This is a genomic window from Rhodanobacter sp. UC4451_H18 (assembly GCF_052978225.1).
The window spans coordinates 284,872-304,290 of sequence record NZ_CM129663.1; the positions used below are offsets into that span (position 1 = coordinate 284,872).

Annotated in this window: 17 protein-coding genes; 7 read left to right on the forward strand and 10 right to left on the reverse strand. The window is 68.9% G+C overall.

Features of this window, described 5'->3' with window-relative positions; translation table 11 throughout:
* Window positions 1-16 precede the first annotated feature (16 nt).
* The 5 genes from ACVCMG_RS01470 to ACVCMG_RS01490 all read right to left on the reverse strand — a co-directional run bounded on the left by ACVCMG_RS01470 (window position 17) and on the right by ACVCMG_RS01490 (window position 5,665).
* Window positions 17-1,786, reverse strand: a complete 1,770-nt coding sequence (locus tag ACVCMG_RS01470; RefSeq protein ID WP_447114717.1) for an ABC transporter transmembrane domain-containing protein — start codon at window positions 1,784-1,786, stop codon at window positions 17-19.
* A 193-nt stretch (window positions 1,787-1,979) separates the two neighbouring features.
* Window positions 1,980-2,576, reverse strand: a complete 597-nt coding sequence (locus ACVCMG_RS01475; RefSeq protein ID WP_447114718.1) for an IMPACT family protein — start codon at window positions 2,574-2,576, stop codon at window positions 1,980-1,982.
* Window positions 2,573-3,487, reverse strand: a complete 915-nt coding sequence (locus tag ACVCMG_RS01480; RefSeq protein ID WP_447114719.1) for a hypothetical protein — start codon at window positions 3,485-3,487, stop codon at window positions 2,573-2,575. Before ACVCMG_RS01480 ends, ACVCMG_RS01475 begins: the two co-directional genes overlap by 4 nt.
* Window positions 3,484-4,038, reverse strand: coding sequence for an RNA polymerase sigma factor (locus tag ACVCMG_RS01485; protein WP_395118779.1), 555 nt, complete (start codon window positions 4,036-4,038; stop codon window positions 3,484-3,486). The genes ACVCMG_RS01480 and ACVCMG_RS01485 overlap by 4 nt, the downstream gene beginning before the upstream one ends.
* Before the next feature lie 160 nt (window positions 4,039-4,198).
* Entirely contained in the window at window positions 4,199-5,665 is a 1,467-nt protein-coding gene (locus tag ACVCMG_RS01490; RefSeq protein ID WP_447114720.1) for a vWA domain-containing protein, read from the reverse strand.
* Window position 5,666: 1 nt separating this feature from the next.
* Here ACVCMG_RS01490 and ACVCMG_RS01495 point away from each other — a divergent pair, with 1 nt between their 5' ends.
* From ACVCMG_RS01495 to ACVCMG_RS01510, 4 genes are all read left to right on the forward strand, one after another.
* Window positions 5,667-6,161 (forward strand): hypothetical protein, encoded by a 495-nt coding sequence (locus ACVCMG_RS01495; RefSeq protein WP_447114721.1) that lies wholly within the window; start codon window positions 5,667-5,669, stop codon window positions 6,159-6,161.
* Complete coding sequence (locus ACVCMG_RS01500) at window positions 6,158-6,631, forward strand: DUF1456 family protein (protein WP_447114722.1); 474 nt, start codon at window positions 6,158-6,160, stop codon at window positions 6,629-6,631. The genes ACVCMG_RS01495 and ACVCMG_RS01500 overlap by 4 nt, the downstream gene beginning before the upstream one ends.
* Window positions 6,632-6,698: 67 nt before the next feature.
* Window positions 6,699-7,505 (forward strand): AraC family transcriptional regulator, encoded by an 807-nt coding sequence (locus tag ACVCMG_RS01505; RefSeq protein ID WP_395118771.1) that lies wholly within the window; start codon window positions 6,699-6,701, stop codon window positions 7,503-7,505.
* An 82-nt stretch (window positions 7,506-7,587) separates the two neighbouring features.
* Window positions 7,588-8,181: a GNAT family N-acetyltransferase gene (locus ACVCMG_RS01510; RefSeq protein ID WP_447114723.1), complete on the forward strand. Its 594-nt coding sequence runs from the start codon at window positions 7,588-7,590 to the stop codon at window positions 8,179-8,181.
* Window positions 8,182-8,501: 320 nt separating this feature from the next.
* On the opposite strand, the gene ACVCMG_RS01515 is transcribed toward ACVCMG_RS01510, so the two are convergent.
* Complete coding sequence (locus ACVCMG_RS01515; protein WP_447114724.1) at window positions 8,502-9,953, reverse strand: phospholipase; 1,452 nt, start codon at window positions 9,951-9,953, stop codon at window positions 8,502-8,504.
* A 132-nt stretch (window positions 9,954-10,085) separates the two neighbouring features.
* Between ACVCMG_RS01515 and ACVCMG_RS01520 the strand changes: the two genes are divergently transcribed.
* A complete protein-coding gene (locus tag ACVCMG_RS01520) occupies window positions 10,086-10,841 on the forward strand; it encodes a YdcF family protein (protein WP_447106184.1) in 756 nt (251 codons plus the stop codon).
* Between the two features lie 78 nt (window positions 10,842-10,919).
* Here ACVCMG_RS01520 and ACVCMG_RS01525 read toward each other — a convergent pair whose 3' ends face one another.
* Window positions 10,920-12,350 carry an aldehyde dehydrogenase family protein gene (locus ACVCMG_RS01525; RefSeq protein WP_447114725.1) on the reverse strand — a complete coding sequence of 477 codons (1,431 nt, stop codon included), beginning with the start codon at window positions 12,348-12,350 and terminating at the stop codon, window positions 10,920-10,922.
* 186 nt (window positions 12,351-12,536) lie between these two features.
* Window positions 12,537-13,088: a TetR/AcrR family transcriptional regulator gene (locus tag ACVCMG_RS01530; RefSeq protein ID WP_447106182.1), complete on the reverse strand. Its 552-nt coding sequence runs from the start codon at window positions 13,086-13,088 to the stop codon at window positions 12,537-12,539.
* A gap of 116 nt (window positions 13,089-13,204) precedes the next feature.
* On the opposite strand from ACVCMG_RS01530, the gene ACVCMG_RS01535 reads away from it, so the two are divergent.
* Complete coding sequence (locus ACVCMG_RS01535) at window positions 13,205-14,416, forward strand: glycosyltransferase (RefSeq protein ID WP_447114726.1); 1,212 nt, start codon at window positions 13,205-13,207, stop codon at window positions 14,414-14,416.
* Between the two features lie 35 nt (window positions 14,417-14,451).
* Here the strand turns inward: ACVCMG_RS01535 and xseA are convergent, their stop codons facing one another.
* Window positions 14,452-15,819 carry an exodeoxyribonuclease VII large subunit gene (gene xseA / locus ACVCMG_RS01540; protein ID WP_447114727.1) on the reverse strand — a complete coding sequence of 456 codons (1,368 nt, stop codon included), beginning with the start codon at window positions 15,817-15,819 and terminating at the stop codon, window positions 14,452-14,454.
* 78 nt (window positions 15,820-15,897) lie between these two features.
* On the reverse strand, window positions 15,898-17,373 hold the full coding sequence (locus ACVCMG_RS01545; RefSeq protein ID WP_447114728.1) for a phospholipase D-like domain-containing protein: 1,476 nt from the start codon (window positions 17,371-17,373) through the stop codon (window positions 15,898-15,900).
* Window positions 17,374-17,437: 64 nt separating this feature from the next.
* Between ACVCMG_RS01545 and ACVCMG_RS01550 the strand changes: the two genes are divergently transcribed.
* Window positions 17,438-19,381: an acetyl-CoA hydrolase/transferase C-terminal domain-containing protein gene (locus tag ACVCMG_RS01550; RefSeq protein WP_395118754.1), complete on the forward strand. Its 1,944-nt coding sequence runs from the start codon at window positions 17,438-17,440 to the stop codon at window positions 19,379-19,381.
* The last annotated feature ends 38 nt before the right edge of the window (window positions 19,382-19,419 follow it).

Consider the following 19,419-nt stretch of genomic DNA (forward strand, 5'->3'; position numbering starts at 1 on the left):
GATTGGGGGATACGGATCAGGCCACGAACTGCAACCGTGCCAATTCGGCATACAGGCCACCTTCGGCCAGCAAACTGTCGTGCGTGCCTTGCGCCACGATGCGGCCGCCGTCGAGCACCACGATGCGGTCGGCACGTTGCACGGTGGCGAGGCGGTGGGCGATCACGAGGGTGGTGCGGCCTTTTTCGAGGCGCTCCAGTGCCTGCTGGATCGCCGCCTCGGATTGCGCATCCAGCGCCGAGGTGGCTTCGTCGAGCAGCAGCAGCGGGGCGTCGCGCAGGATGGCGCGCGCGATTGCGATGCGCTGGCGCTGGCCGCCGGAGAGGCGCACGCCGCGTTCGCCCATCTCGGCCTGGTAGCCGTCCTGCAGGGCGCTGATGAAGTCGTGCGCCTCGGCAGCGCGGGCCGCCTCGTGCACTTCCTCGTCGCTGGCGCCGTCGCGGCCGAAGCGGATGTTGTCGGCGGCGCTGCCGCTGAAGATCACGGTCTCCTGCGGCACCAGCGCGATCGCGCCGCGCAGGTCGTCCAGCGTCACCGCGCGCAGGTCGACGCCGTCGATGCAGATGCGGCCGGACTGCGGATCGTAGAAGCGCAGCAGCAGCGAGAACACGGTGCTCTTGCCGGCGCCGGACGGGCCGACCAGGGCGACGGTTTCGCCCGGGCGCACGTCCAGCGTGAAGTCGTGCAGCGCGGGGGCGTCGGGGCGGCTCGGGTAGTGGAAGCTGACGCCGTCGAAGCGCAGCGCGCCGCGGAGCGGCTTGGGCAGGGCGAGCGGCTGCGCCGGTGCGACGATTTCGGGACGCTCGTCGAGCAGCTCGCCCAGGCGCTCCATCGCGCCGGCCGCGCGCAGCACGTCGCCCCAGACCTCGGAGAGCCCGGCGACCGAGCCGGCGGCGAACACGGCGTAGAGCACGAACTGGCCCAGCACGCCGGGGTCCAGCGTGCCGGTCAGCACATGGCGCGCGCCGGCCCACAGCACCAGGGTGATTGCGCCGAACACCAGCACGATCACCGCCATGGTCAGCAGCGCGCGCATGCCGATGCGTCGGCGCGCGGTGGCCAGTGCACGCAGGATCGCGTGGCTGTAGCGGGTGCTTTCGATGTTCTCGCGCGCGTAGGCCTTCACCGCAGTGGACGCATTGAGGGTTTCGTTGGCGATCGCCGCGGCGTCGGCGAGGCGATCCTGGCTGGCGCGCGAGAGTTTCTGCACGCGGCGGCCGAAGACGAGAATCGGCAGCATCACCGCGGGGATCACCAGCGCGGTGAGTCCGGCCAGCGAGGGCGCGGTCCATACCATCATGGCGCTGGCGCCGACCAGCATCACCACGCTGCGCAACGCCACCGACACGCCCGAGCCGATCAGCGTCTGCACCACTTCGGTGTCGGCGCTGAGGCGCGACAGCAATTCGCCGACGCGGCTGCGTTCGAAGAACGCCACGTCCAGCCGGATCACCTGGGCGTACAGCGTCTGCCGCAGGGAAGCCAGCGCGCGTTCGCCCAGCAGGGTGATGCAGAAATAACGCGCCGCCGTGGCCACGGCGAGGACCAGCGCCACGCCGAACAAGGCGATGAAGGTCTCGTTGATCGCCGTCTGGCTGGCGTGGCCGAAGCCCTTGTCGATGATGTGGCGGAACGCCAGCGGCAAGGTCAGCGACGCGCCCGAGGACAACCCCAGGAACACCAGCCAGCCGATGGCGAGCGCGCGGTGCGGTTTCAGGAACGGCCACAGTCCGCGCAGCGCGCCGAGGCGGCGGGACGGGCGGGGCGTGTCGGTGGCGTCGCTCATGGATACTCGCAGGAGGTGGGAGATGTGCACGGCGGCACGCAGCCACTGAGGTGGGGCGCAAGCCAGCCGATTCAATCGGTGCCGCCTTGGATTTGTGCAGGAGCCCGCTCGCGGGCGATGCTTTTGCTCTCGCGAATCCCGAATCCAGGCCCCAAAGGCATCGCCCGCAAGCAGGCTCTGCAGGTGGCGTCGATCAGTCGATCCGGCGTGCTTCGCTGCGACCGCGGGTGAGGTCGCGTACCAGCAGCGTCAGTTCCTCCGCGCGGCTTGCCGGCAGTTCCAATTGCAGGGTGACGCCGTCGGCGTCGAAGTGTTCCGACTCGACCTCGGCCTGCAGGTCCCTGAGGCGGGCCTTGAGCAGGGCGAGTGCGGCGAACTCCACGCGCAGGCCACACCGCGCCATCGCCACGATCGGCACGCGTTCGGCCAGGCGCAGGCATTCGGCGGCGGTGCCGCCATAGGCGCGCGCGAGCCCGCCGGCGCCGAGCTTGATGCCGCCATACCAGCGCGTGACCACCACCATCACGCGGTCCATGGTCTGGCTTTCGATTGCCTGCAGGATCGGCCGGCCCGCGGTGCCGCCGGGTTCGCCGTCGTCGTTGAAGCGGTAGTCCGGGCCGATGCGGTATGCCCAGCAGTTGTGCGTGGCAGCGGGGTCGGCGACTTCGCGCAGGAATGCCAGCGCCTGTTCGCCCGAGCCCACCGGTGCGGCCAACGCAAGGAACCGGCTCTTGCGAATCTCCTGCTGGTGGCGGCAACGCGCGGCGAGGGTGGACAGCGGTTCGCTCACGGTTTGGGCAGTTTCGCCTGCAGCTCCGGCGGCAGCGGCCATTGTGGGTGGGCGTGGTGGAAATCGAGCAGGCGCTGCCGTGCCTCGTGCTCCTCGCCTTGCGCGAACAGCTGCTCGATCCGCGCCAGCTCCTTGGCCGGGGTGATGACGCCAACCGTCACTGGTGCGGCTTCCTTCGCGACGGTGTCCGCTGGCGGCGCGGGCGGTGCTGCCGGTGCGGGAGCGGGCGTTTGGAGCATTGCCGGCACCGGCGGTGGCGGTGGTGACGGTGGGGCTGCGGTCATCTGCGGTTGCAATGACGCCTTGGCCATCGGCGTCACCGGCGGCGGTGGGGCCGTCCTTTCCGCGACGACGGCAGGGGCGACGGCTTGTTTCCCTGCAGCCATCGACTGGCGCCTGGCCGCTTCCGCTGCCTGCGTGCGCGGTGACGGCGCCGCAGCGGCAGCGGCGCGATCGGCAGCTTGCCCGGCAGTGGGCAGCGTGACGGCCTGCGCCGGCGCGGCCGTTTCGGTCGGCAGCGGCGAAGCCGGCGACGTCGAGCGCATGTGCCAGGCCAGGCCGGCAACCAGCACCAGGCTGGCCGCGCTGCCCAGCGCCACCAGCCAGTGCGGCATGGGGCGACGGCGTGCGCGCGCGGCCGGGTCGACCGACGGGATCGCGCGAGCCTTGATCGCCGACAACGGCTTGGGGTGTACCCAGTCGCCGGACTCGCGCGGGTTCTTGCGGCGTTCGACGTGCAACGGCGCCCGGTCGACGCCGAGCGCATGCGCCGCGGCATGCAGCACGGCCGCGTCCAGCTCCGGACCGGGCTCGCGCCGCGGCAGATGCCGGTACAGCGCGGCCACTTCGGCTTCGCCGGGCAGCTTCTCGTCCGGGGTGGCGGGATCGTTCGGTGGCAGGGGCGTGCTCATTCGGACAGCGCTTCACGTAGGCGGGTCATGGCATAGCGCAGGCGCGACTTCACGGTCTCGCGGCCGCTGCCGGTCACTTCGGCGATCTCCTCCAGGCTCAGCTCCTGCTCCAGCCGCAACAGGATGGCGGTGCGTTGCTCGTCGGGCAACTGCTCGATCGCGCGCTGCAGATGGCGGCGGCGCTCGAAATCGGACCAGGCGTGCTCGGGTTGCTCGTGTTCGGGGATGGCGACGCGGGACAGCGCCAGTTCGGCTTCCTCACCGTCGGCGGTGGGGCGCTGGCGGCGCAGCGCATCGACCAGCAGGTTGTGCGCGATCTGCAGCAGCCAGGTGCTGAACTTCGCTTGCGGCTGGTAGCGCGCGCGGGCGGCGATCACCCGGCTCCAGGTTTCCTGGAACAGCTCGTCGGTGCGCTGGGGATCGCGCAGGCTGCGCAGCAGGAACCGGTACAGCACGCCGCGATGCTTCGCGTACAGCGCCTCGAACGCGGCAAGATCGCCGCGCGCGTAGGCCAGCATCAGCATCGCATCGGGGTCGACCGGGGCATCCATGGAGTGCGAGGGTAAGACAAATCGGCGGTGTCCGGGCGACCCGTGCAGGGGCGCCGGCGCGACGGGTATCGGCGCCGCCGCGCGATCGTCGTGGGGGAAGGCGGCAGCGGGGGAGCAGGCTGCGGTCGTCACGGCGGTCGACGCGGCGGGGCCGAATGGCTCAGCGCAGGAAAGTTTCAGGGTTGGCCGGGGCGGGCGTGGCCAGGCCCTCGGCCAGCTTCACCAACTGCACGAAGCCGGCGCGGTAGCCGTCGGCATCCTGGCCGCGGGCACCGTTGGCGAGCTGCGCGATCTGGCGGTAGCCGTAGCCGTCGAGGTACTTGCCGCCGCGCAAGGCATCGGCAAACGCGGCCACCGCGGCGGCCCAGCGCAGCCGCTCGCTGGCTTCAGCCTCGGCCTGCGCGGCGATCGGCTGTTCGATCAGGCGGCTCGCCGACTGACCCGGCAACTTGTAGCGCAGGCGCAGGAAGCCGAATTCATTGCCGTGGCCTTGCGGCTCGGCGCGGTCGCCGTAGCGCAGCGGATCGATCCGCGCGCCGGCAGAGCCGGCCGGGGTGATCTCGTAGATCGCGGTGACGTTGGCACCGGCGCCGATCTCGCCGGCGTCGACCTGGTCGTTGTTGAAATCCTCGCGCTTGAGCAGGCGCTTCTCGTAGCCGATCAGGCGGTACTCCTGCACCTGGGCGGGGTTGAACTCCAGTTGGATCTTCACGTCCCTGGCGATGGTCAGCAGCGTCGCGGACATCTCGTCCACCAGCACGCGACGGCCTTCGGCGAGGTTGTCGATGTAGTGGTGGCTGCCATTGCCCACGTCGGCCAGCATCACCGCCATCGCATCGTTGTAGTTGCCTTCGCCGAAGCCCAGCGTGGTCAGCGCCACGCCGCTCTTGCGATGGTCCTCGATGGTGGTTTTCAGGGCTTCCTCGTCGACCGTGCCCACGTTGAAATCACCGTCGGTGCACAGTATTACCCGGTTTACACCGTCCTTGATGAAGCCTTGTCCGGCCTGCGCATAGGCCAACTCGATGCCGGCCCCGCCATTGGTGGAACCGCCGGCGCCGAGGCTGTCGATGGCGGCATCGATGGTGGCGTGCTGGTCGCCGGCGGTGGAAGGCAGGGCGACGCCGGCGGAACCGGCATAGGTGACGATCGCCACCCGGTCCTGCTTGCGCAGTTCGCGCACCAGCTGTTTCAGCGAAGCCTTGAGCAGCGGCAGCTTGTCCGGCTCGTTCATCGAGCCGGAGGTATCGATCAGGAACACCAGGTTGGCGGCGGGGATCTGCGCCTTCGGCACGCGATAACCCTGGATGCCGACCAGCAACAGTTGTCGCTGCGCATTCCACGGCGCCGGCGCCAGTTCGGTGATGACGCTGAACGGCCGCGCGCGATTCGCCGGCGGTGCGTAGTGGTAATCGAAGTAGTTGATGAACTCCTCCGCACGCACTGCGTCGGCTGGCGGCAGGCGGCCGGCATTCAACATGCGCCGCACGTTGGTGTACGCGCCGGTGTCGACGTCGATGCTGAAGGTGGACACCGGGTGTTCGCTCACCAGCTGCACCGGATTGGCATCGCGGTGGGTGTAGTTTTCGGTGTTGATGTCGCCGGGCAATGGCTGGTTCGGGGACATGATGATCGACGCCATCGTCGGCATGGCGGGGGCCATGCGTTTGCCTGCTGCCAATGGCGCCGCGACCATCGGTGGCGGTGCGGGAGGCGAAGGCGGGGTTGCCCGGCGTTGCACATACGGCGGCGGTGGCAGTCGTGGCGGCGAGGGCAGTGTGGTGTCGTTCGCCGCCCTGGGTGCGGTTTCCTGCAACGGGCGGGTGGAAGGTGCCGGCGTGGTCCGGGCCGACTGGTCATTCTGCGTTGCCGCGGCGCTGGCGGCATGGCCGGTCTTGACCGGCTCGGCGGTTGGCCGGTGGCCGCAGCCGGCAAGCATCACCAGCAAGGCCATCAATACGCTGCGCCACAGGGTATTCGTTTTCATCGCGTCGGTTCTCCTCCGGGTGTGGAAGATGAAACGCAGCGCGAACGGAAAGGGGGTTGAGTATGTGCCGACTGAAACTCGCCGGACCGTCGCGGTAGCATGGCGGCCTTACGCACGCCCCTTCGGAACGACATGATCAACAACGACGTACTGCGCTCCATCCGCTACATGCTCGACTTGAGCGACGGCAAGGTGGTGGAGCTGATCCACCTGGCCGACGCCGCCGCGCCGGTGACGAAGGAAGAAGTGCAGGCGATGCTGAAGAAGGACGACGAGCCCGGCTACGTCGAATGCAGCACCAAGCTGCTGGCGCTGTTTCTCGACGGACTGGTGTTCCACCGCCGCGGCAAGGACGAAAGCCGCCCGCTGCGCCCGCCGGAGAAGCGCGTCACCAACAACGTGGTACTGAAGAAGCTGCGCGTGGCGTTCGAACTCAAGGATGTGGACATGCACCAGATCCTCGAGTCCGCCGGTTTCCCCGTCTCCAAGCCGGAACTCAGCGCACTGTTTCGCCAGAGCGACCACAAGAACTTCAAGCTGTGCGGCGATCAGCTGCTGCGCAATTTCCTGAAAGGGTTGACAGTGCGGGTGCGCGGCAACGGCTGAGCACCGTTGCCAGCCGGCGCCGGGCTGGCTCCCATGGCCCGAGGCACCGCAGCCCTCTGGAGTGCGGATGAGCGAGCGTATCCTCTACCACCGTTTCCCTCTGGCCGGCATCGACGCGATGACGGCATCCACGGCGCGCAGCTATCCGCGCCACACGCACGACCAGTACGGCATTGGTGTCCTCGACACCGGCGGACATGCATCGTCGAGCGGCCGGGGTCAGGTCGAAGCCGGGCCGGGCAGCCTGATTTTCGTGAACCCGGGCGAAGTCCATGACGGCCGCGCAATCCATGGACAGCCGCGGTCGTGGCGGATGTTGTATGTCGATCCCGAGCTGCTGGGCAACGTCCTGGACGATATCCACGATGGCGCCCACATATCGCTGGCGTTCGCCGCACCGGTATTCAAGGACGAGCGATTGCGCCGGCTTTTCGACGACATCTTCACCCATGTGCCTGCGGGCGGATCGAGCAATGCGATGGCCTGCGAGACGGCGCTCCTGCGCCTGGCTGCGGGCATGCAGGCCAATGCGGCGGGCGGCCGAATGGCGTCGCCGGGGCCGGTGGCTTCCATCCGCCAGGTCCGCGACAGGATCGATGACGACCCGGCCGCGCCGCTGATGCTGGCAAGCCTGGCCGACGAGGCCGGGCTCAGTCGCTACCAGTTGCTTCGGGGCTTTGCGCGCGAGCTGGGGCTGCCGCCGCATGCTTACATCCTGCAGCGGCGGGTCGCTCTGGCGCGCCGGCTCATTCGCAACGGCCATGCGCTGGCCGAGGCGGCGGCGATTGCCGGCTTTTTCGACCAGAGCCACCTGACCCGCTGTTTCACCCGGCAGTTCGGCGTTACGCCGAGCCGCTACGCCGCCGCCGGTTGATTCCGCGCCCGCACTTTTGTCCAAGACCGCCCACGTCGGTGTCGTCAGGCTTGCACCCGTCCAACCGACAGGAGTGCGGCACATGCAGAACGCCATCATCGACCCCAACCAAGGCGAAGTTTCCCCGACAACCACCGAAGGCGTCGCGCCGGCGATCATCCGGCGCTGTCGCGACGACGAGCGCGCGACGATACTTGCGATCATCCAGGCCGCTGCCGAGGCGTACCGGGGCGTGATTCCCGACGATTGCTGGCACGAGCCATACATGACGTTGCGGGAGCTCGACGGCGAGATCGCCGCCGGGGTCGAATTCCGGGGTTATGAAATGGATGGCGCGCTGGTCGGCGTGATGGGTGTCCAGGCGGTGCGAGACGTCGACCTGATCCGCCACGCCTACGTCCTGCCCGGCCAGCAGGGCCGCGGCATCGGCGGGGAGCTGATCACGCACCTGCGCCGCCAGAGTGCGCGGCGCATGCTGGTGGGCACATGGTCCGCGGCCGACTGGGCGATCCGCTTCTATCAGCGGCACGGTTTCGAACCGGTGCCGACGGCGCAGGCGCCGAAGCTGCTGCGGGCCTACTGGAACATATCGGAACGACAGATCGAGGCATCGGTGGTACTCACCGACGTTCGGCCTATTCCGGCTGGTACGCCCACACGGTTTCTTCGCTGCTGACGCTGCGGATGCGGCCCAGGCGGCGGATGAGGTGTTCCACCGAGCGGGAGCGGGCGAGGGTCATGTCGCCGATGCGCATGGCGCTGGTGATCTCCACGGTGGCGGTCTTGCGGTCGTCGGAGAGTTGGCTCGACTTGGTCTCGAAGTCGTAATCCGGTGCGTTCGCTCGGCGTCTTCGTGCGGCGCAGGGGGCGATGCTCTTGTGACGTGACGAAATCCAGGTCTTGGCCGGTTAAGGAGCATCGCCCGCGAGCGGGCTCCTACGGTGATCGGCGCGCTGGAGCTCCGGCGCGCATCGTGACGTCCCGCGCGCGATCAGGTCAGCGGCGCTGGCCGATCACCGGGCCGGGCGACGGCTGGCGGAAGTCCTGCGGCTCCAGGTCGCGGATGAGGCGGAACACGCCGGCGTGGATTTTGCGCGAGAGCACCACGTCCAGCACGGTGGTCTGGTGCGGGCCGAGGATGGCGAACAGGTCATCGGCGGCAATGCTGCGCGCCAGCGCGTGATGCACCAGGCCGCCGAGATCCTGCGGCGTGACGCTGGCACCGTAGGGCCGGTGACTGGGCATGGCGGGGCGCAGTGTCTTGCGCGAGTTGTCCGGATGACTCACGCGATCGGCGCCCGCGAGCAGCGTGTGGTCGAGATACAGCGTGGTGGTGGCGCGATGGCGCGAGTTGACCTGGCGATCGAGCATGAAGCCCGGCGGCATCCGGTCGGGGCTGGCCTGCGGCCCGGCGGTGAGCAGGAAGCCGGCGCCGGCCAGCGCCTCGCCGCTGTCGTCGCTGATGCGCACGATCAGCTGGCTGCGCGGGTCGTGGATGTGCACGCGGGCGGGGAACGGGTCGGCCGGTTCCAGTTCCACCCGGTGCGCGTCGCGTGCGGCGTTCTCGGCGTCAAAGGCGTCGGCCAGGGTGGCGTAGTCGCCGCTGCTGCGCACCTGCAGGCAACGCAGGATGTCGGCCACGGTGGTCGGCGCCGCCTCGCGCAGGATGCCGTGTTCGCTGCCCGAGTGGGCGGCGTCGGCCACGATCTTGAAGGCGAAGCGCGGGCCGCGGGTCACCCTCAACGCCAGCTCGTCGATGCCGCCGACATCGCTTTTGCCCTCCCGGCTCAGCACCGCGTGGCGCGCATTGAGATTGGCCGCGGCAATGCGCACCACGCCGTCGGAGCCGTCCTCGCCGGTATAGGGCACCAGGTAGTCGTACAGCGCGCGGTCGGGGCGATCGCCGGTCAGCACGAATTGATACAGGCCGGTGGTCGCGGGGTCCACGCCGTGGATGGTGTCCAGGTTGAGGGCGAGCGAGCCCGGGCTGCCCAGCGTCAGCCAGTCGAGCAGGCGCTGGCCCGGTTCCACGCCGTGCCACCACGCCTTCAGCTTGCCGAGCACGCCCTTGCCCAACTGTGCCAATGCGGAACCGAAGTTCGCCGGCGCCAGCATCACCAAGTGGGTCAGGCGGATGGTGCTGTGGCGTCCGGGTTGCATGCGCTGCGCGCGCAACCACTCGCGCACCACCGGGCCGCCAAAGGAGTGCGTCACGCAGGCGAAGCTTGCGTCCTGCAGGTGCAGGTCGCGCAGGGCGTGGTCGAAGGCGCGCACCAGGTCGGCCATGGTTACCGCGTCGTCGAAGCTCACGTATTCGGACAGCCAGATGTCGGCCAGGGTCATCGCCAGGCCGCTGGCGGCCGCACGTTGCTGGAGGCGTTGCGGCATCTGTCCGTAGGTGGCGGTGCTGGTGACGCTCCAGCCGTGGACGAAGACGAGGGTGGTCATGGCGACGCCTGCGCGGCACGCGCCGATCGCGCGCGTCGATCATCCTCGCGCAGTTGTCGCCGTCACGAAAGCGCGCCTTGCGTGCGGCCTCGCATCGGTTAACCTGCGAGCCTTCGTGCTGTCGGCCCGACCATGCTGCTTTCGCTCATCGCTGCGTTGATCCTGCTCGCCTGGCTGGCGCTCTGGCGTCGCTGGCGTCGGCTGGGCGGCGGCGCCGCGCTACTGGCGGTGCTGCTGTTGCTGCTGGCCGGATGTGGCGTGTTGCCCCGGCTGTTGCTGCAACGCCTGCAGGCGCCGTATGCGCTGCGTCCGACGCTGGCATGGGCACCGCACAACGCGATCGTGTTGCTGACCGGCGGTTCGATCCATGTGCCGCAGGACAAGGTCGAACCGAGCATCAGCGCGTACGGACGGATCACCGAAGCGGCCGTGCTGTACCACGCCTGCCACGCGGCCGGGACCGATTGCAAATTGCTGGTCAGCGGCGGCGACCCGGAACGCATGGAAACGCCGCTGGCCGTCTCCTACGCCCGCGTGCTGCGCGGGCTCGGTGTGCCGGACGAGGATCTGATCCTGGAATCCCGCAGCAACAACACCTGGCAGAACGCGCAGTTCTCGCGCCCGCTGCTGGCCAGGCTCGACGCGCCGAAGGTGTGGCTGGTCAGCTCCGCCTGGCACCTGCGTCGCAGCGTGCTGTACTTCGACCATTTCGGTATAGCAGCCACCCCGGTGCGCGCGGATTACCTGCACGCCAACCTGGGCCTGTGGCCCTCGGCGCAGAACCTGGTGCTGACCGACGTGGCCCTGCATGAGTACCTGGGCGTGCTGCGGTACCGCGTCTACAACGCGATGGGCTGGAACGCACCGGTCATGAAACCCTTGCGGTAGGGCGGGCGGTGACCGCCGGCTTCCGTCGCGGCCGTGCAGCGGGCGGCGACCTTCGTGTGGCGCAGGGTCCGGCATGGATCAGCCTTCGCGCATCACCATCAGGCGGATCTCGGTCATGTCCTCGATCGCGTAGCGCAGGCCTTCGCGACCCAGGCCGGACAGCTTGACGCCGCCGTAGGGCATGTTGTCGACGCGGAAGCTGGGGATGTCGTTGATGATGACGCCGCCTTGCTCAAGCTCGTTCCAGGCACGCATGGCGTGGTCCAGATCGTTGGTGAAGACGCCGGCCTGCAGGCCGTAGTCCGAGTCGTTGACCATGCCGATCGCCTGGTCGAACTTGTCGAACGGAGCGAGCAGCGCGAACGGGCCGAACGCTTCCATGCGGTTCGCCTTGGCATCGGCGGGCACGTTCTCCATCAGCGTGGCGTCGAGCATGTTGCCCTCGCGTTTGCCGCCGCAGAGAATCCTGCCGCCGGCCTGTTTCGCTTCCAGAATCCAGCCGTGCAGGCGTTCGGCGGCCGCCTCGTCGATCATCGGGCCGAGGAATACCTCCTTGTCGCGCGGGTCGCCGGCCTTGAGCTTCTTCGTGGCGGCGACCAGCTTGCGCTTCAGCGCGTCGTAGACATCCGCGTGGGCGTAGATGCGCTGCACGCCGATGCAGCTCTGCCCGGACTGGTAGAACGCGCCAAACACCAGCCGCTCCACCACGCGATCGAGCTGCGCGCCCTGGTCGGCGTCGACGATGCAGGCGGCATTGCCGCCCAGTTCCAGCACTACCTTCTTGCGCCCGGCGCGTGCCTTCAGTGCCCAGCCGATCTGGCCGCCGGTGAACGAGAGCAGCTTGAAGCGCTCGTCCTCGACCAGCGGTGCGGCATGGTCGCCGTCCAGCGGCAGGATCGAGAACGCGCCCTTCGGCAGATCGGTCTCGGCCAGCACCTCGCCGATGATCAGCGCGCCGATCGGGGTCTTCTCCGACGGTTTCAGCACGAACGGGCAGCCGGCGGCGATCGCCGGCGCCACCTTGTGCGCGACCAGGTTCAGCGGAAAGTTGAACGGCGTGATGAACGACACCGGCCCCAGCGGCACGCGTTTGGTGTAGCCGTGATAGCCGTCCAGACGGCTGGCCAGTTCCAGGTTGATCGTCTCGCCGTTGATGCGCACGGCTTCTTCGGCAGCGATGCGGAAGGTCTCGATCAGCCGGGTCACCTCGCCGGCTGCATCCTTGATCGGCTTGCCGGCCTCGATGCACAGCGCCTCGGCCAGTTCGTCGCGGCGCTCGGCGAAGCGCTGCGCGCAATGCTGCAGCACGGCCTGGCGCGCCCACGGCTTGAACTCGCGCATGGGCCTGGCCGCCTTCACCGCGGCGGCGATCGCCTGCTCGGTGGCCTTCGCGTCCGGTACCGCGACGCGGGTGGCGAGCTTGCCGTTGTACTTGTCGCGCACGTCGAGCATGGCCTTCGACGTCTGCGGCCGGTTGGCAAGGTAGTACGGGTAGGTCTTGTTCAACATGGCGCTTGCCTGCGGTTGCGATCCGGCAAGGATAGGGCGTGGTGTTGTTCAGGGGTCGTGAGCTGCTGTCGTCTGCCAGTGGGTGAACCTGGTTTCGCGCTGGCCGCGACGGCCACACGGGCATGATGTCGAGGCTCTCCCCGCGGCGACACAAGGCTGCATGGCCATGCGCCAGCTTGCCGAACATCAATTCGCGCCGGCCGCCGCCCCGTCCATGAACAGCCCGATCACCATGTCGAACTCTTGCCGCAGGTCGAGGCCCGGCTCGCTGAGCCAGCGCATCAAGGCACCCAGGTAGAGGTAGTGGAAATAGATGCCCAGTTGTTCGGAGCGATGCTGCGGCGCCAGCTCGCCGCGATCCTGGGCGGCTTCGATCAGCATCACCCAGAGTGGAAGCAGGCCGCGATCTTCCTTCGGCCTGGCGCCCGGGTCGAAATTGGCGAACTTGTAGCGGATGTAGGGCAACAGGATATCGGCGTGCTGTTCGCACCAGTGCGCCGATTCGTGCAGCAGTGCCGTGGCGCCGGCGCGGAAGCCGGCACGCTCGTGCAGGCTGAAGTCGCGTGTTGCGAGGTCTTTCGAGAGGGAAGCTTCCAGCGTGTGTTCCAGCAGGGCTTCTTTGGCCGGAAAGTATTTGTACAGGGTGCGCTTGGATACGCCGGCCTGGGCGGCGACCTGCTCCATGGTCACCTGGGCATAGCCGTGCGATGCGAACAATTGGCGCGCAACGAGGCCCATGTGTTCGGGCAAATCGGCCCGGCTCGATGGCCGGGGACGCGGACGGGAAGAGGGCATGGCTCAGACACTCGGTGGCATGTAAAGTATACGACGTTTACTTTACATGGGAGCGTGACATGAAGCTCGTGCTTCTGACCTGCGGCACCGAGGGCGATACGCGCCCGCTGGCCGCCCTGGGTCATGCCCTGCGCAAAGCGGGCCATGAGGTGGTTCTGCTGGGTGACGCGCGAACCCTGGGCACGGCGAATGCGCTCGGGATTCCAGCCACGCCGCTTTCCGGCGACATCCGCGAGCTGTTTGCCGACTGGGGACAACAAGGGCCGCGCGGCACGGCCAAGGCCATGGTGGCATTGACCAACAAGCACACGGCTGCGTGGATGCGGGAGACGCTGGCCGCGGCGGAAGGTTGCGATGCCATCGTGACGTCGGGCCTGGCCGGCTTCGTCGGGCTTTCGGTGGCCGAGCGCCTCGAGGTTCCCGCCGTCATCGCGGGGATGATCCCCCTTACGCCGTCGCGCGAGTTTGCTTCGCCCTTCTTGCCGCCGGCCTGGGTCCCCGCCTGGTTGAACCGGGCCAGCCTCGCGTTCACCAACAAGCTGTTCTGGCTGGCTTTCAAGCAGGCGCTCAACCGTGCACGGGCGGAGGTGCTGGCCCTGCCGCCGCGGAAAACCGTGTGGAAGGATCTGCCCATGCTCTACGGCATCTCGCCGACGCTGCTGCCATCGCCCAAGGACTGGCCGGCGAATGCCACGCTGTGTGGCCAGTGGCTGCCGCCCATGGGTGAAAGCTACACGCCACCTCCGGCTCTGGCGACGTTCCTTGCCGCCGGCACCGCGCCGGTCTATGTGGGCTTTGGCAGCATGACCGGCATCGACATGGCTGCCATGCTCGGTGCGGTGGTCGCGGCGCTGGACGGGCGACGTGCCGTGTTCTGGCCGGGGTGGAACGGGATGGGCGACGTGCGTCTGCCGGACAATGTCCTGTGCATCGACGCCACCCCGCACGATTGGCTGTTTCCACGGATGGCTGCGGTGATCCACCACGGCGGATCGGGAACCACCCACTCGGCTCTGCGGGCAGGCAAACCCTCCATCGTCATGCCGTTCGCCGGGGATCAGGCGTTCTGGGCGGATCGCCTTCGTCGGCTGGGCGTGGCGCCGGCGGCACTCCCGGCGGCAACTCCGGACTCCAGGGCTCTTGCCGCGGCCCTCGATTTTGTCGCGGGGGAAACCGTCGCCGCGCGTGCAGCCGAGCTTGGTCGGCGTATCGCCCGCGAAGACGGCCTGGCTACGGCGGTCGCCGCCATCGAGAGAATGTTTGCAGGCTAGGAGCCTGGGCGGCACGGGTGTCGGTTGCTGCGCGATTACCCGCGAGGCTTCGCGGCCTCACGTTCCTCTACCCGCAGCCCCAGCTCTCCATCGGCCAAGCGCGCGCGCAGCGCGGTGCCCGTCTCGACACCTTGCGTCGAGCGCAGCACCTTGCCGGCCTCGTCGAACAGAATGGCGTAGCCGCGTTCCAGCGTGGCCAATGGGCTGACCGTATGCAGAGCGCGGGCGGCTTGCTGCAGGGTGAGGCGGTCGCGTTCCAGACGACGCTCGATGGCGTGGCGCAGGCGCTGGGTGAGTTCGCCGAGGCGATGGCGCAGCAGGGGTAACCGCTGCTGCGGGTGTTGCTCGAGCAAGCGGGACCGAGCGCGGTCGAGCTGCGACTGGCGGCGTTGCTGCTGTTCGCGCATTGCCCCGAGGAGGCGACGGTGGAGATGGACCAGCCGCTCGCGATCGCGTTGCAGCCGCGCCTGCGGCCGCTGCGCCTGCAATCGCGCCAGCAGATGGTCGACGCGTTGCGCGTTCCCCTGCATGCGTCGTTGCTGCAGGGTAGCCAGGCGCCGCTGCAGCTGCCGCAGGTGGCGATCGACCGCCACCGCGTCGGGCACCAGCAGTTCGGCGGCGGCCGAGGGCGTGGGCGCGCGCAGGTCGGCGACGAAGTCGGCGATGCTGAAATCGATCTCGTGGCCCACCGCGGAAACCACCGGCACCGCGCTGGCGTGGATCGCCCGTGCCACCGCTTCGTCGTTGAATGCCCACAGGTCTTCCAGGGAGCCGCCGCCGCGGGTCAGCAGCAGCACGTCGTAGCGTGCGCTGGCCGATGCCTTGCGCAGCATCGCCACGATCGCCGGCGGCGCCTCGCGGCCCTGTACCGGCACCGGCAAGATCTCGACATCAGCCAATGGCCAGCGCCGTGACAGCACGCTCAGCACGTCGCGGATCGCCGCGCCGGTGGCCGAGGTGATCACGCCGATCCGGCGCGCGTAGCGGGGCAGGGCACGCTTGCGCGCCGGGTCGAACAGGCCTTCGGCGTCGAGCCGGGCCTTGAGCTGCTCGAACTCGCGCTGCAACGCGCCTTCGCCGGCCGGTTCCATGTATTCGGCGACCAGCTGGAACTCGCCGCGTGGTTCGTACAGGCCGACCTTCGCGCGCAGCAGCACCTGCATGCCGTCGACCGGGCGAAAGCGCAGCACGGAGGCTTTCATCTTGAACATTGCGCAGCGCACCTGCGCGCCGCTGTCCTTCAAGGTGAAGTACAGGTGGCCCGATGCCGGCTTCGCCACGTTGGACAGCTCGCCTTCGATCCACACCTGCGGCAGCGCGTCGCCCAGCAGGTCGCGAACCAGCCGGTTGAGCGAGCTGGGGGTCAGCACGTGGCGGGGGGCGGGGGTGTCGGGGACGGACATGGGGCGAAGAGCCTAGCATGCCGCTACGGTGAAGTCGTGAAAAAACATCCGCTTGGGAGGTGAATCAGAACAAATGTCTCATGTGTCGTGGCCGGCCCCGCGGGCGTCGGCTTCGCGCGCCGTGCGCTGGCGGCGGCGCAGGCGCCAGCCGCGGATGCCCAGGTTCAGCGCGAACCAGGCGCACAGCACGGCGACCGGCCAGCCGATCCAGGCCGGCCACAGTGCCGCGATCACGCCCAGCACCAGGAGCGCCGCGGTGGCCAGGAACAACGGCCTGGCCGAGGTCGCACCGAGCACGCGGCGATGGCCAAGCGCGGCACCGACGCTGTTGGCCAGGCGCAACGCACCCGCCGCGGCACGCCCGGAGCTGCCGCCGCCATGGCGCACGCGCGGTCGCGCCTGGCTGGTGCGTACTTTCTCGGCATGGCCGCGGCGATGGTGCGGCGCCAGCACGATTTCGGTGGCGTTTTCCAGGTCGTGCTCGTACTGGGCGGCGAGCTTGCCGGCGAACGTGGCGTCCTCGATCGCCACGTCCAGCTCCTGGTTGCCCAGCCAGCTGGCTAGGTTGAGGTTGGACGAGCCCACCCGCGCCCATTGCCCGTCGGCCACCGCGGTCTTGGCGTGCAGCATCGAGCCGTTCCATTCGAACACGCGGATGCCGGCTTTCAGCAGTGGCCGGTAGCCCGCGCGGGACATGTTGGCCACGGCCGGGATGTCACTGCTGCCGGGTACCAGCAGGCGCACGTCGACGCCATCGCGGGCGGCCGCCACCAGTGCCTGCACGTAGGGTGCGATGCCCACGAAATAGGCGTCGGTGAGCCACAGCGTGCGGGTGGCCAGCGAGGCGATCAGCTGGTCGAGCCGATACATGCCGGCGGTGGAGGGCTGGGTGGCGATCAGGCGCAGTGCGACGTCGCCGGCGGGTGTGGTCGGCTCGACCGCGCTCGGGAATTCGCGCAGCGGCGTGCCGGTGGCGCTCCAGCTTTGCGCGAATGCCGCTTCCAGCTCGGTCACCACCGGGCCGCGCAAGGCGACGCCGGTATCGCGCCACGGCGGCACGTCGCGCGCGGGGTTGCCCAGCCATCTGGCGCTGATGCACACGCCGGAAAGGAAACCGGTCACGCCATCGACCACCAGCGACTTGCGGTGGTCGCGGCTCAGCCAGCCGAAGGTCTGCCCCAGCTGCAGCGGGTTGTACACGCGCACTTCGCCACCGGCCGCGCGCAGCGGTGCCCAGAAGCCGCTGCGCGACTGGCCCAGGCAGCCGACCCAGTCGACCACTACGGCCACGAACACGCCGGCCTGCGCGCGCTCGACCAGCGCATCGCGGAATTCGCGGCCCACCACGTCGTCGCGCACCATGTAGTTTTCCAGCAGCACCCGCTGGCGCGCGCCGCGGATCGCTTCCAGCCACGCGGCATAGTTGGCTGCCGCATCGATCAGCAGGTCCACCGCGTTGCCGCTGAGCAACGGTGCCCCGGCAGCGCGGCTCAGCGCTTGCTGCGCCAGCAGGCGACTGGACGAGGACGACGACGGCGACAAGGGGTCGGGCATGCATCGAGTGTAGGCGATGGGGATGTCGATGCGCCGTGGCGGCGGCTTCTGGCATGATCGGAGGATGCCCGCCAAGCCGCGCTACAGCGACACCGACGCTTGCGCCCACGACCTCGCCGATGCGCTGGGGCCGGATCTGCGCATCGCCGCGCCGCTGGGCCTGGGCAAGCCGCACGGCCTGCTCAACGCGTTGTACCGACTCACCGCCGGCGACCCGACGCGTTCGATGCGCCTGTACACCGCGCTGTCGCTGACCCGGCCGCAGCCGAAGGCGGGGCTGCAGCGGCGCTTCCTGCAGCCGTTCCTCGATCGCCATTTCGGCGCCGACGCGGTCGACCCGCAGTACGCCCTGGACGAGGCGCGCGATGCCTTGCCGCCAAACGTCGTGGTGCACGAGTTCTACCTGCAGAGTGGCGCGCTGCTGCATTCGGGCAGTGCGCAGCGCAACTACATCAGCCAGAACTACACCCATGTGGCGCGCGACCTGGCGTTGCAGGACATCAACCTGCTGGTGCAGCTGGTCGCACGCCGCGAAACCGCCGAGGGTGTGCGCTACAGCCTCTCGTGCAACCCCGACCTGACCCTGGATTTCCTGCGCCAGTTGCAGCTGGCAGGCGCACGCCGGCCGCTGTGCGTGGCGGTGGTGCATCCCGACCTGCCGTGGCTGGGCGGTGATGCCGAGGTGCCGGCGGATTACTTCGACGTGGAGCTGCAGCCGGAATCCTCGCCGCGCCTGTTCGCGCTGCCGCGGTTGCCGATCGACCTGGCCGAATATGCGATCGGCCTGCACGCCAGCAGCCTGGTGCGCGACGGTGGCTGCCTGCAGATCGGCATCGGCGCGTTGTCCGACGCCCTGGTCAAGGCCTTGCTGCTGCGCCAGCAGCAGAACACCGCCTGGCGCTGCATGCTGGTGGCGCTGGACCCGGCCGGCAGCACCCATGCGCAGGCAGGCGCGCTCGGTGGCCTTGCACCATTGGGGACCGGCTTGTACGGTGCCAGCGAGATGGTGATGGACGGCTTCATGCACCTGCAGCGCGGCGGCATCCTGAAGCGGCGCAGCTGGGACAACCTTGCGCTGGAGCGCGCCTCGCTGTCCGGCCGGCTGAATCCGGGCACGCCCGGCGGCCATTACCTGCGCGGCGCATTCTTCCTCGGTTCGCGCGACCTGTACGAATGGCTGGCCGCCACCGAGGCGAGCGACCCGGACGCGATCGACATGTGCGCGGTGTCCAACGTCAACCAGCTGTACGGCGACCAACAGGCATTGGCCACGCTGCAGCGACGCGACGCGCGTTTCTTCAACACCTGCATGATGGCGACCCTGCTCGGTGCGGCGGTGTCCGATACGCTGGAGGACGGCGCGGTGGTCAGCGGCGTCGGCGGCCAGTACAACTTCGTGGCGATGGCGCACGAGCTGCCGGGCGCGCGCTCGGTGCTGCTGCTGCGCGCCACCCGCCGCCATCGCGGCGGCATCGAGAGCACGATCCGCTGGAGCTACGGCCAGACCACGATCCCGCGCCACCTGCGCGACATCGTGGTCACCGAATACGGGGTCGCCGACTTGCGCGGCAAGAGCGACAGCGAATGCATCGAGGCGATGCTGTCGATCTGCGATGCGCGCTTTCTGGACGCGCTGTGCGCGGAGGCGAAATCGCGCGGCAAGCTGGCGGCGGATTTCGCCATACCCGATGCCTGGCGCCGGCACCAGCCCGATGCACTGCACGAATCGCTGATGCCATTCCGGCGCAAGGGCCAACTGCCGGTGTTCCCCTTCGGCAGCGATTTCGACGAGGTCGAACAGCGCCTGTTGCCGGCGCTGGAATGGCTGCAATCGCGCAGCAGTCGCTGGCGCGGCCGCTGGCAAGTGCTGCGCGCGGCAATCCATCCCGGCGATGCCGTCGAAGGTGAAGACGCCGCCTTGGCCCGGATGGGTCTCGATGCGCCGAAGGGCTTGCCCGATCGCCTGCAGCGACGCCTGCTGCAAGCCGCGCTGCGCCGGCGATCGTAGGGCGGCACCGCCCCCCGGCTCTTGTCGTCGCTGTCGCG